This window comes from Hwanghaeella sp. (assembly GCF_965227365.1).
GTDB lineage: Bacteria > Pseudomonadota > Alphaproteobacteria > UBA8366 > Aestuariispiraceae > Hwanghaeella.
In genome coordinates, this window is sequence record NZ_OZ245754.1 from 2,415,890 (window position 1) to 2,427,708 (window position 11,819).

10 protein-coding genes are annotated in these 11,819 nt (G+C 62.9%); 3 read left to right on the forward strand and 7 right to left on the reverse strand.

All coding sequences use genetic code 11. The annotated features are described in order from the left end of the window. Positions 1-2 precede the first annotated feature (2 nt). Both ACQK2G_RS11015 and ACQK2G_RS11020 read left to right on the forward strand, forming a co-directional pair. Positions 3-1,223, forward strand: a complete 1,221-nt coding sequence (locus ACQK2G_RS11015; RefSeq protein ID WP_425405077.1) for an HTH domain-containing protein — start codon at positions 3-5, stop codon at positions 1,221-1,223. A gap of 9 nt (positions 1,224-1,232) precedes the next feature. Further along, positions 1,233-1,865, forward strand: a complete 633-nt coding sequence (locus tag ACQK2G_RS11020; protein ID WP_425405078.1) for a hypothetical protein — start codon at positions 1,233-1,235, stop codon at positions 1,863-1,865. A gap of 49 nt (positions 1,866-1,914) precedes the next feature. On the opposite strand, the gene panC is transcribed toward ACQK2G_RS11020, so the two are convergent. Continuing rightward, the gene (gene panC / locus ACQK2G_RS11025) at positions 1,915-2,772 is read right to left on the reverse strand and encodes a pantoate--beta-alanine ligase (RefSeq protein WP_425405079.1); all 858 of its coding nucleotides are present in this window, start codon (positions 2,770-2,772) and stop codon (positions 1,915-1,917) included. 113 nt (positions 2,773-2,885) lie between these two features. Then, a complete protein-coding gene (locus ACQK2G_RS11030) occupies positions 2,886-4,148 on the reverse strand; it encodes an MFS transporter (RefSeq protein WP_425405080.1) in 1,263 nt (420 codons plus the stop codon). Between the two features lie 265 nt (positions 4,149-4,413). Between ACQK2G_RS11030 and ACQK2G_RS11035 the strand changes: the two genes are divergently transcribed. Beyond that, positions 4,414-6,012 carry an FMN-binding glutamate synthase family protein gene (locus ACQK2G_RS11035; RefSeq protein WP_425405081.1) on the forward strand — a complete coding sequence of 533 codons (1,599 nt, stop codon included), beginning with the start codon at positions 4,414-4,416 and terminating at the stop codon, positions 6,010-6,012. Positions 6,013-6,093: 81 nt separating this feature from the next. Here ACQK2G_RS11035 and ACQK2G_RS11040 read toward each other — a convergent pair whose 3' ends face one another. The 5 genes from ACQK2G_RS11040 to guaB form a co-directional block, all read right to left on the reverse strand. Continuing rightward, a complete protein-coding gene (locus ACQK2G_RS11040) occupies positions 6,094-6,879 on the reverse strand; it encodes a 23S rRNA (adenine(2030)-N(6))-methyltransferase RlmJ (protein ID WP_425405082.1) in 786 nt (261 codons plus the stop codon). Between the two features lie 3 nt (positions 6,880-6,882). Continuing rightward, positions 6,883-8,448, reverse strand: a complete 1,566-nt coding sequence (guaA, locus tag ACQK2G_RS11045) for a glutamine-hydrolyzing GMP synthase (protein ID WP_425405083.1) — start codon at positions 8,446-8,448, stop codon at positions 6,883-6,885. 45 nt (positions 8,449-8,493) lie between these two features. Continuing rightward, on the reverse strand, positions 8,494-8,889 hold the full coding sequence (locus ACQK2G_RS11050) for a RidA family protein (RefSeq protein ID WP_425405084.1): 396 nt from the start codon (positions 8,887-8,889) through the stop codon (positions 8,494-8,496). Between the two features lie 33 nt (positions 8,890-8,922). Then, positions 8,923-10,254 carry an RsmB/NOP family class I SAM-dependent RNA methyltransferase gene (locus ACQK2G_RS11055; RefSeq protein ID WP_425405085.1) on the reverse strand — a complete coding sequence of 444 codons (1,332 nt, stop codon included), beginning with the start codon at positions 10,252-10,254 and terminating at the stop codon, positions 8,923-8,925. A gap of 64 nt (positions 10,255-10,318) precedes the next feature. Continuing rightward, complete coding sequence (guaB, locus tag ACQK2G_RS11060; RefSeq protein ID WP_425405086.1) at positions 10,319-11,812, reverse strand: IMP dehydrogenase; 1,494 nt, start codon at positions 11,810-11,812, stop codon at positions 10,319-10,321. Positions 11,813-11,819 lie beyond the last annotated feature (7 nt).

Genomic DNA, 11,819 nt, shown 5'->3' on the forward strand with positions numbered 1-11,819 from the left:
CAATGGACTCCTTGATTTCGGCCGCTGCCCGTTTCCTGGCCCGCGGCGATGCTCTTTCGGCCTTGAAGCACGTGGCTTTGCGCGACGACCCGCCGGCCCTGGCCTTGCGCGGCATCGCGATGGCGCAAATGGGGGATCTCGACAGGGCACGGGACCTGCTGCGTCGGGCCGCGCGCGCGTTCGGCACGCGGGAACCGGCTGCGCGGGCGCGCTGCCTGCTGGCCGAAGCGGAAATCGCCCTTGTCTGCCGGGATCTTGCCCGGGCCGAACGCGGTCTGGCGGCTGCGCAGGCGGATCTTCTGCGGTATGGGGACGTATCGAACGCGGCCCATGCCGCCTATCTGGACGCCCGGCGGCTGCTTCTGATCGGCAAGCTGGACCAGGCGGAGCAGCGCCTTTCCGATTGCATGCCGGATGACTTGCCGCCGGCATCCCGCGTCGGCTTCTGGCTTGTGATCGCGGGCCTCGCCATGCGCCGCGTTCAAGCCGGTTCGGCACGAACCGCGCTGCAAAACGCTGCGACGGCGGCGCGGCAAACAGGAATACCGGCGCTGATTGCCGAGGCGGACCATGCGGACAGACAGTTCGGCCACCCCGCCGCGCGCGTCATCACCCGGGACGGCGACCGGCTGGTCGACCTCGCAGAAGTGGAAACGCTGTTGGCTTCGGACATCCTGGTCGTGGATGCCTGTCGGAATGCCGTCCACAGGACAACGACGACCAAATCCCTGGCCAGCCGCCCCGTCCTGTTCACCCTGCTGCGGGCGCTTGCGGAAGCCTGGCCGGCGGATGCCACAAGGGCGACCCTGCTGCTAGGCGCTTTCGGATCGCGCCATGCCGACGAGTCACAACGGGCGCGATTACGCGTCGAAATCGGCCGTTTGAGAAAGGCGATCGCCCCCTTCGCGGAGATAACCGCGTCGCCGGGCGGCTTCAGGTTGGTTCCAATGAGGGCAACGGACGTGGCGGTTCTCGCCCCGCCCGAGGAGGGCGAGTACACAGCGTTGCTGGCGCTGTTGGCGGATGGCGAAGCCTGGACTAGTTCCGCCCTCGCCCAGGCCATGGATGTCAGCCCGCGGACCATTCAACGCGCGCTTCAGGCGCTTGCCCGCACGGGCAAGGTCGAGTCCTTTGGCCAAGGCCGGGCCTGTCGCTGGATCGCGGCCGCTGTCCCCGGTTTCCCGACAAGTTTGTTACTCCCGGCCGTCCCGCCTTCGGGATAGAATGGCGGGATGAAAAAGAACGCAGCGCATATCACCCGGGAATATGGCCCCTTCCCCGACATTGAAGGGGTTCATGGGGTCACCTATGACGGAAAACAGGTGTGGTTCGCCACCAGTGAAGGACTGTATACCCTGGACCCCACGGACGGCGTCGTGACGCGGAAGCATACGATGGGCGCCGATGCGGGAACCGCCTTCGACGGCCGGCATCTGTATCAGATAACCGAGGCCGTGATCCAAAAGATCGACCCGCAGACGGGCAGCATTCTTCATACGATACCGGCCCCCAGCAATGGCGGGGATTCGGGCATGGCCTGGGCCGAAGGGTCGCTTTGGGTCGGCGAACACCGCGGCTGCAAGATCCATCAGGTCGATCCCGATACGGGTGAGGTCCTGCGCACGATTTCGTCGGACCGTTTCGTCACCGGCGTCACCTGGGTGGAAGGCGATTTGTGGCACGGCACCTGGCAGGAAAACGAAAGCGACCTTCGTCAAATCGATCCGGATACCGGCGAGGTCCTGCAGCGCCTGGACCTACCGTCGGGCATCGGTGTTTCAGGATTGGAATCGGACGGCGCCGACCGCTTCTTTTGCGGCGGCGGCGATGTCGGGAAAATCAGGGTCGTGCACCGGCCGAAGTGAATGCCACCCTGTGCGCCCCTCCGGACCCGCTTGTCCGCTCTCCCCACCCCTATCGTCGGCCAACTGAAACCGGCACATTGTCGATCAGCCGCGTCGAGCCGAGCACGGCGGCGGCCAGCAACCGGCCGGGCCGATCCAGCACGGGCATCGGTTTCAGATCGTCCTCTCCGCGAAGTTCCAGGTATTCGACCGTCTCGTAACCGGCGGCCAGGATTCGGCTTCGGGCCGTTTCGATCTCATCGGGAACCGAAGCGCCCTTGGCAATGCGGTCCGATGCTTCGAACAAAGCCTTCGCAAGCGCGGGGGCGATCGCGCGTTCCGCCGCGCTCAGATGCACATTGCGGGAGGACATCGCGACACCGTCCGCTTCCCGTATCGTCGGGCAGCCGACGATCTCGATCGGGATATCCAGATCCGTCACCAGACGACGGACGACGTGCAGTTGCTGGAAATCCTTCTCGCCGAAAAAGGCAAAGTCCCCGCCGGTCTGCAGCAGCAATTTCGTGACAACGGTCGAAACCCCGTCGAAATGGCCCGGCCGGCGGGCGCCGCAGAGGCCCTCGGAAACGCCTTCCACCGAAACCGTGGTCGCGAAACCAGGCGGGTACATTTGATCACCGTCCGGCACGTAAAGCACATGCGCGCCGAGCGGCGCCAACTTGGCGGCGTCATCATTCTCCGTACGCGGATAAGCGGCCAGATCGGCGGCACTGTTGAACTGCTTCGGATTGACGAACAGCGTGACGATGACCCGGTCGGTCTTTACCAAGGCAGCGCGGACCAGACTCAGATGCCCCTCATGCAGCGCGCCCATGGTCGGCACGACACCGACACGAAACCCCTGCCCCCGCCAATCGGCAACAATGCCCCGCAACTCGGCGAGGCGGCGAACAATCTCTACTCCCACGCGTCGGATCCCTTACCGTCGAACATTTGCGCATATCTTGCGTCGGCGCTGACAGACCACGCCGCGCCCCATAAATCAACGAAGCGCAGATCGAAGGATCGAAGGCCGGGCTTTCAGGGAACGGTTTCCGGCGTGGGCAATTTCCGCGGCAGCAGCGCCACGGCGGCGAGAATGATCACCGCGGCGACGGCAAGGATGCGGAACAGCGTGTCGAAACCCCAATTGTGATAGACGAAGCCGATCAACGGCAGTGTCGCCGCCAGCACCGAGAAACTGACGACGTAGCGCACACCGTAGATGCGGGCCCGGAAAGGTCCCGAAGCGGTCTTCCCAATCATGTAATCGTTGATCGGTATCTGCCCGAAAGCACCGAGCATGAAACCGAAGGCGACGAGCAGTGCCGGCCCGTCGGTCAGGCCCGGCATCGCCGCGAAGAAGAACAATTGTATGACGGCCACGGTCATGAAGACGCGGCGCGGTCCGAACCGGTCGAGCAAGGCGCCCACGACCAGTTGCGCTATTGAGGCCACGGCGAAGACGACAAAGGCCATCGAACCGATCATGGTGGCGATGTCGCCGCTGCCGATCAGACCGTTGTCGATCAGCCCCCCGCCATTCGCCCAATCGGCCAAGGTACCGGCAAGCCCCTGGAGGCGTTCCTCGAATATCTTCGGCAGGGCGAATGTTGTCGATTGAAAGATAATGGAGGAAACGGCCGTGGTCAGGAACACGATGGCCGACACGCGCAGCAGCAGCCTTTTGTAATCGGCCGATACAGCCGGCGTGTTCTGTGGAGATGATTTGTCGGCGCGGTGTTCGACGCCGATCGCGCCCCAGCGCAAGGCCAGATAGGCGCCCCCCATGGCAATCGAAAACAGGCCGGGCAGAATGAACGCCATTCGCCATCCCGTTTGATCGATCAGGAACCCGGTAATCAGCGCGGCGGCGGCGACGCCTAGATTCCCCCAAACCCCGTTCGTAGCAATTCGCATTCCGGTGTTGCGCCACTTGGTGGTCACGATGGCCAGGCCGACCGGATGGTAGATGGCGGCGAACATGCCGATCACGAAAAGCCCTGTGCCGATCTGCAACGGCGTTTCAGCAAACCCCGTCGCAATGGAGGCAAGGCCGATCCCGGCGAAGAAAACGCACATCATACCGTCCCGGCTCCATTTGTCGGCCAACCAGCCGGCCGGCAGGGAGAACAGGCCGAATGCAAAGAAACCCGGCGTCGCGTAGGCCAATAGCTCCGCATAGGCGATGCCCCATTCGCGATAAAGCGCCAAGGCCGCCACGGTCGCGAAAATCAGCGTGAATAGGTGATCCATGAAATGGCCGATATTCAGCAATAGGAAATACAGGCGATCACGGGTCATGGGCACGGTCTTTCGATGTGTTGCGCGAAGCACGGGCAGTCTACGCTTGGCCGGTTACCGATGTCCGGCCAAAGAGTATCGATCCATTGCCACTGCCGACGAGCCATGTTTGTTCAAGGAACGGTCGGCCCGCCGCACCGATCCATCATCCTCAAGGACGGCTGCATTCGCCGGCACAGCCGTCGACCAGGGCAGGACAATGACATAAGTTGGATCCGGTCCCGACAGCCACTGTCGGTCGGTTCATCAAACGGGAATTGACGTGATGCTTCGCTATTCATTCATCGTATTGGCCGTGTTTGCGACGCTCGCATCCGCTGTCCTCTCCGTATGGTTCCCGTGGCTGATACCGGCAGTCCTGCTGCTGGCGGCGCTTGTTGCGCTCGGAATCTGGGACCTCGTCCAGCCGGGCCATTCGATTTTGCGGAACTATCCGATCATCGGTCATATGCGGTGGTTGTTCGAGGGAATCCGGCCGGAAATCAGGCAGTACCTGATCGAGAGCGACCGCGACGAAGAGCCGTTCAGCCGGGACGAACGGTCCTTGATCTATCAACGCGCGAAGGGCGAGGAAGACAAACGGCCTTTCGGCACGCGGGAGCGGGTTTACGATCCCGGCTATGCCTGGCTGACCCATTCGGTCGCGGGACAGCATCTGGCAGACAGCGATTTTCGCATTCGCGTCGGCGGCAGGGACTGCAAACAGCCGTATGACGCCTCGCTCTACAATATTTCAGCGATGAGTTTCGGCGCCTTGAGCGGCAACGCAATTCTGGCGCTCAACACCGGCGCGAAAGCGGGCAATTTCGTGCATGACACCGGTGAAGGCGGGATCAGTAAGTATCACCGCGAAGGCAATGGCGACATAATCTACGAAATCGGCACCGGTTACTTCGGGTGCCGCACAGCCGACGGACAATTTGATCCCGACAAATTCGCCGAACAAGCGGTCAGCCCGCAGGTCAAAATGATCGAGGTGAAGCTAAGCCAGGGCGCGAAGCCGGGCCATGGCGGCATGTTGCCTGCGGCGAAGATTTCCCCGGAAATCGCCGAGGCCAGAGGCGTCCCGATGGACCGCGACTGTATTTCTCCGCCCTATCATTCGGCTTTCCATACGCCTATGGAACTATGCGAATTCCTGGACCGCCTGCGCGATCTGTCAGGCGGCAAGCCCGTCGGTTTCAAACTATGCGTCGGTCACCGGCGCGAATTCATGTGCATCGTGAAGGCTATGCGGAAATCGGGGATCGTCCCGGACTTCATCGTCGTCGACGGCACGGAAGGCGGAACCGGCGCAGCACCCCTGGAATTCGCCAATCATATCGGCATGCCGTTGATCGAGGGCCTTACCTTCGTTCACAACACATTACGGGGAGCCGGTCTGCGCGATCAGATCCGCATCGGCGCCAGCGGCAAGCTGGTCACCGCCTTCGATATCGTGCGCGCCTGCGCGCTCGGCGCCGACTGGTGCAATTCCGCGCGCGGCTTCATGTTCGCCATCGGCTGCATCCAGGCGCAGGCCTGTCACACCAATAGATGCCCGACCGGCGTCGCGACCCAGGACCCGTTGCGGCAGCGGGCGCTGGTTCCCGCGGACAAGGCTCTGCGCGTAGCCCGGTTCCATCGGAACACGCTACGGGCCGTTGCCGATATCGTCGGCGCGGCCGGGTTGCGCAAGCCGGCGGAATTGAAACCGCACCATTTCAACATGCGCCTCAACAGCGGGGAGACGGTTACGGGCGACAAGGCCTATCCGGAACTGCCGATCGGCTGTCTTGTCGATGATACCTGCAAGAATGACGAATATTCCCGGCGCTGGACCGCCGCATCGGCCGACACGTTCAACCGGGAAGATGGGCGGTAGAAAGTGCGGCCGGCAGTACTCCCCCGCCCCCCGCTCAGCACCGAAAGCCGCCGCGGAATAGAAACCTTCCGCTGGACCCGGCTATCCGGTCAGGGTCGCCATCCGGGCGCCAATCCGGTCCAGTTCCTCACGTAAACCATAGGGCGGGTTGATGATGAACAGGCCGGAACCGGTCATGCCGTGGTCTTCCCTGGCGGGCGGAAAAGCCACCTCGTGGCGCAGGCCGTCGGGGAACAGGCTTTCAAGCCGCACCGCCATCGCACCGTGCAGGCGTTTCTGCAGCACCGGATACCAGAGCATAATCACGCCCACATTCCATTTCTTGTGAATCATCGCCATGGCATCCGGCACCTGATCGTATTCCGCCTTCTGCTCGAAACTGGGATCGATCAGCAGTAAGCCCCGCCGCGGCGTCGGTGGGCAGATTGCCTTGGCCATTTTGTAGCCGTCCTGCTGGTGGATATGCGCCCGCCTGCCCATGGCCGCCTTCAGGGCCGCATTTTCCTGCGGATGCAATTCGGCCAGATGCATGACATCGGTGTCGCGCAACAAGGAGGCGGCAACCATCGGCGACCCCGGATAGGCGTTCTCCCCCCACCTATCGCGAAACCGCGTGAGAGCCGCCCCATAGGGATGGTCCGCGTCGAACCATCCGGCGACCTCGGACCGAAGGATGCCCGCCGCGGCTTCCCCGGTCTTCAACGCTTCATTCGATGTCAGGTCATAGACGCCGCGGCCCGCATGGGTCTCAATATAGGTAAGCGGTTTGTCCTTACGGGTCAGATAATCGATCACCCAGGCCAACACACCGTGCTTATGTACATCGGCCAGGTTCCCGGCGTGATAGGCGTGCTGGTATGACAGCATTCATCACTCCCACTCGATCGTGCCCGGCGGCTTGGAGGTGCAGTCGTAGACCACCCGGTTGACGCCCCGCACCTCGTTGATGATCCGCGTCGCGCAATTGGACAGGAAGCTGTGTTCGAAGGGATAGCTGTCGGCGGTCATGCCGTCGGTCGAGGTGACGGCGCGCAGCGCGCAGACATGATCGTAGGTGCGGCTATCGCCCATCACGCCGACGGTCTTCACCGGCAGCAGCACGGCGAAGGCCTGCCAGATCTCGTCATAGAGGCCGGCCTTGCGGATCTCATCCAGATAAACCGCATCCGCCTGGCGCAGGATATCGGCGGCTTCGCGCGTGACTTCACCCGGAATGCGGATGGCAAGGCCCGGCCCCGGGAAGGGGTGCCGGCCGACCAGCACTTCCGGCAGGCCCAGTTCGCGGCCGAGGTCCCGCACCTCGTCCTTGAACAGCTCGCGCAGGGGTTCGACCAGTTTCATGTTCATGCGTTCCGGCAGACCGCCGACATTGTGGTGCGACTTGATCGTGACCGACGGACCGCCATGGAAGGAAACGCTTTCGATCACGTCGGGATAGAGCGTGCCCTGGGCCAGGAAATCGGCGCCGCCGATCTTCGCGGCCTCCTCCTCGAACACGTCGATGAACAGACCGCCGATGATCTTCCGCTTCTGTTCCGGGTCGGTGACGCCGGCCAGTTTGCCCAGAAACAGATCGCTGGCGTCGCGATGAACCAGAGGAATGTTGTAATGGTCGCGGAAGACGCTGACGACCTGTTCGGATTCGTTGAGGCGCATCAGGCCGTGATCGACATAGATGCAGGTCAACTGGTCGCCGATCGCCTCGTGGATGAGCACCGCCGCGACCGATGAATCGACGCCACCGGACAAGCCGCAGATGACGCGCTTGTCGCCGACCTGTTTGCGGATCTTTTCGATCTCCTCGGCCCGGAAATGGGCCATGGTCCATTCCCCGCCGCAGTCGCAGACCCGGTGAACGAAATTCTTCAGCAGTTCGGCGCCGCGCGGCGTGTGGACCACTTCGGGATGGAACTGAACCGCGTAATAGCGCCGCTCATCATCCGCGATGGCGGCGAAAGGCGCGTTGCCGCTTTTGCCGACAACGCGGAAACCATCCGGCAGCTTAGTCACGGTATCGCCATGGCTCATCCAGACCTGATCCGTATCGCCCTTCTTCCAGACGCCGTCGAACAGGATGCAGTCATCGGTTACTTCCAGCATCGACCGGCCGAATTCGTGATGCTTGCCCGGAGACACCACGCCGCCCAATTGGGCGCACAGCGTCTGCTGCCCATAGCAGATGCCCAGCACCGGAAGATCCGTTTCGAACAGGTGTTCCGGCGCCCGCGGCGTATCGTCATGTGTCACGCTTGCCGGTCCGCCGGACAGGATGACGCCCTTGGGGTTGAAGGCCTCGATGCTTTCCGCCGTCACCTTGTTAAAGGGATGGATCTCGCAATAGACACCGCCCTCGCGGACCCGGCGCGCGATCAACTGGGTCACCTGGCTGCCGAAATCGATGATCAGGATGCGGTCGTCGGTGGTGGTGTCTGTCATGAATTCGGTCTCTCTTTCCTGGGGCGTCTCGGGTTCAGGCGGGCGTTAGGGGCGTCTGGCGATCATGTCGATTTCGACCAGCGCGCCGACGGCCAGACCGGTGACACCGATCGTCGTGCGCGCCGGCAGTTTGCCGGGTTCGAAATAATCGACATAGGTGCGGTTCATCACCTCATAGTCGCGGTCGAAATGGGTGAGGTAGATGCGGACCTGGAAAACATTCGACAGGTCCAGGTCCAGGCCTTTGAGGATCAGGATCAGATTGTCCATCACGCGTTTCGTCTGGGCCTCGATCCCCTCGGGCAGGGGTTTGTCCGGATCGTCAGGATAGGTCGGCATCTGACCGGTCAGGAAGACGAAACCGTCCACTTCCGTGGCATGGGAGAAAGGCGCGACCGGTCTGGGCCCGCCGGTGATCATGTGATGCAGAATTTCGCTCATTTTTCCCTGTCTCCCCTTGCCTCCGCTCCGGTATCAGGCGGTCAGTTTCCGGCCGAGCACGGCGCAATAGAAGCCGTCCGTGCCATGTTCCGCCGGGCTCAACTGCAGCGCATCGCCGGTCATCGGACAGGCGCCGCCCACGGCCTCGGCCCAGACATCCTCGATCGGATACCGGAAAAAGTCCTGCCGCTCAGCCAGGAAGGATTCAATCCGATCCTCGTTCTCGGCCTTCAACAGCGAGCAGGTCGCATAAACCAGACGCCCGCCCGGCGCGACGAGACGCGCGGCGGAAGACAGAATTTCCGATTGCAGCGCCGTCAATTCGGCGACATCCCCCTCGCCGATCCGCCATTTCTGGTCCGGGTTGCGCCGCCAAGTGCCCGACCCGGTGCAGGGCGCATCGACCAGCACCCGGTCGAAACCGCCGTCGAACCGGCCGGAACGGCGTTTCACCCATTTATCGCGCGCGGAAGACAGAACCCGACGCTCCACGATGAAGGATCCGGCCCGTTCCAGGCGATCGGCCGCCCGGCTGAGGCGCATTTCGGACGTATCGCAGGCGACGATCCGGCCCTTGTTCTCCATCCCCGCGGCCAGCGCCAGGGTCTTGCCGCCCGCACCGGCGCAGAAATCGACGACCTTCATGCCGGGTTTGGCATGGGTCAGCAGAGCGACCAGCTGCGAGCCTTCGTCCTGAACCTCGATCCAGCCTTCCTTGAAGACCTTGGTGCCGCGCAAGGGCCGCCGCCTTGTGAGGCGAAGCCCGACGGGTGAGAGCGCACAGGGCGCGGTTTCGATGCCCTCCTGTGCCAGGCCGACGGCAACGGCTTCCCGATCCGCCTTCAACAGGTTGACGCGCACATCGACGGGCGCCTCGGCCGACAGCGCCGCGGCTTGCCGTCGCCAGTCGTCGCCGTATTGCTGTTCCAGGCTGGATACAAACCAGTCAGGCAGATTTGCCGCGACCCAAATGGGCTGGTCCGGGTGATTGAGCCCCTGCCCGCGCAATCCTTCGAGCCAGGCCTGTTCAGCCGCATCGGGCGGATCGACGCCATAAGCGGCCTGTTCCACGAAATCGGAGAGGATGTCGTCGCCTGCCTCATCGCCGAGAGACAACACCGTATAGGTCAGGGCCCGGCTGCGTCCGGTTGCGGGCAATTCGCCGCGGGACAGCCACCAATCGACCTGCGCCCGACAACGCAGCACACCGTAGACGGTTTCCGCGATGGCCGAGCGATCCTTGGAGCCGGCATATCGCCGCTGCCGCAACCCGTCGGACATCACCGCATCCGCGGGTTTACCGCTCTGCGCCTCGATATCGTCGAGCAGTTCGATGGCCGTCTGTAAACGCGCACCGGGTTTCATGCGGCCGCCCCCGTCGGGAAACGTGCCGCCGAACCGACTATGAAGCCTTCACCTGCGCCCACGGTCAGTTGTCGATCCGGTAGTTCGCGGATTCCTTGGTGACGGTGATGTCGTGGACATGGCTTTCGCGCAGGCCCGCGCCGGTGATTTCCCGGAAAACACAGTTCTGCTGCATCTCGGCGATGGTCCCGTTGCCGGTATATCCCATCGCGGCGCGCAAACCGCCCATCAGTTGGTGCAGGACCTCCGCGACCGGGCCTTTGTAGGGAACACGGCCTTCGACGCCCTCCGGCACGAATTTGTGGCTTTCCTTCACTTCCTCCTGGAAGTAACGGTCGGCGGAACCGCGCGCCATCGCGCCGGCGGACCCCATGCCGCGATAGGATTTGTAGGACCGGCCTTGGTACAGGAAGACCTCGCCGGGGCTTTCGTCGGTGCCCGCCAACAGCGAGCCGATCATGGCGCAATCGGCACCGGCCGCGATCGCCTTGGCGAGATCGCCGGAGAATTTGATGCCGCCATCCGCGATCGCCGGCACGCCGTTGGCGCGGCAGACTTCGGAGGCTTCCATGATTGCGGTGAACTGCGGCACGCCGACACCGGCGACGATCCGGGTCGTGCAGATCGAACCCGGTCCGATACCGATCTTCACCGCATCCGCACCTGCATCGATCAGCGCCTTGGCGCCGTCCGGCGTCGCCACGTTTCCAGCGATGACCTGGGCATAGTTGGACAGCCGTTTCACACCTGCCACCTGATCCAATACACCGGCGCTGTGACCATGGGCGGTGTCGACCACGATGACATCGCAGCCTTCTTCCAGCAGCGCTTCGGCCCGGGACAGCCCTTCCGCCCCGGTTCCGGTCGCTGCGGCGACGCGCAGGCGGCCCTTCTCGTCCTTACAGGCATTCGGGAAGGCCTGCGACTTTTCAATATCCTTCACGGTGATCAGACCGACGCAGCGCTTTTCCTCGTCGACGACCAGCAGCTTTTCGATCCGATGTTTGTGCAGCAGGCGCTTGGCTTCTTCCCGGCTGACGCCTTCGCTGACCGTGACCAGACCGCGTTTGGTCATAAGGTCGCGCACAGGCGTCATGGGGTCGTCGGCGAAACGGACATCCCGGTTGGTCAGGATACCGGCCAGTTTGCCGCTGCGTTTGGAGACAACGGGAATGCCATGGATTCCATTCCGATCCATAATATCAAGGGCGTCCGCCAAGGTCTTGTCCGGATTAATGGTTATCGGATTGACGACCATGCCGGATTCGAACCGTTTGACCTGACGGACCTGCGCTGCCTGATCCTCGATCGACATGTTTTTATGGACCACGCCGAGGCCGCCATGCTGAGCCATCGCGATGGCCAGACGGCCTTCGGTGACCGTATCCATCGCCGCCGAGACGATCGGTATACCGAGCTCGACCGTACGGGTCAGCTTGGTGCCCGTCTTGGTATTGTGGGGAAGAACCTGGGAATAACCCGGCTGCAGCAGCACATCGTCGAAGGTGAGTGCCTTGGCAAAGCCATAATCCGTTGAAACGCGTCCGGTGTCGGTCATGGCTCTT

What these genes read in the sequence shown, in the direction of transcription:
- ACQK2G_RS11015 (WP_425405077.1), top strand. Translation starts at nt 3, where the DNA reads ATGGACTCCTTGATTTCGGCCGCTGCCCGTTTCCTGGCCCGCGGCGAT.
- ACQK2G_RS11020 (WP_425405078.1), top strand. Translation starts at nt 1,233, where the DNA reads ATGAAAAAGAACGCAGCGCATATCACCCGGGAATATGGCCCCTTCCCC.
- ACQK2G_RS11030 (WP_425405080.1), bottom strand. Translation starts at nt 4,148, where the DNA reads ATGACCCGTGATCGCCTGTATTTCCTATTGCTGAATATCGGCCATTTC.
- ACQK2G_RS11035 (WP_425405081.1), top strand. Translation starts at nt 4,414, where the DNA reads ATGCTTCGCTATTCATTCATCGTATTGGCCGTGTTTGCGACGCTCGCA.
- ACQK2G_RS11055 (WP_425405085.1), bottom strand. Translation starts at nt 10,254, where the DNA reads ATGAAACCCGGTGCGCGTTTACAGACGGCCATCGAACTGCTCGACGAT.
- guaA (WP_425405083.1), bottom strand. Translation starts at nt 8,448, where the DNA reads ATGACAGACACCACCACCGACGACCGCATCCTGATCATCGATTTCGGC.
- guaB (WP_425405086.1), bottom strand. Translation starts at nt 11,812, where the DNA reads ATGACCGACACCGGACGCGTTTCAACGGATTATGGCTTTGCCAAGGCA.
- ACQK2G_RS11040 (WP_425405082.1), bottom strand. Translation starts at nt 6,879, where the DNA reads ATGCTGTCATACCAGCACGCCTATCACGCCGGGAACCTGGCCGATGTA.
- ACQK2G_RS11050 (WP_425405084.1), bottom strand. Translation starts at nt 8,889, where the DNA reads ATGAGCGAAATTCTGCATCACATGATCACCGGCGGGCCCAGACCGGTC.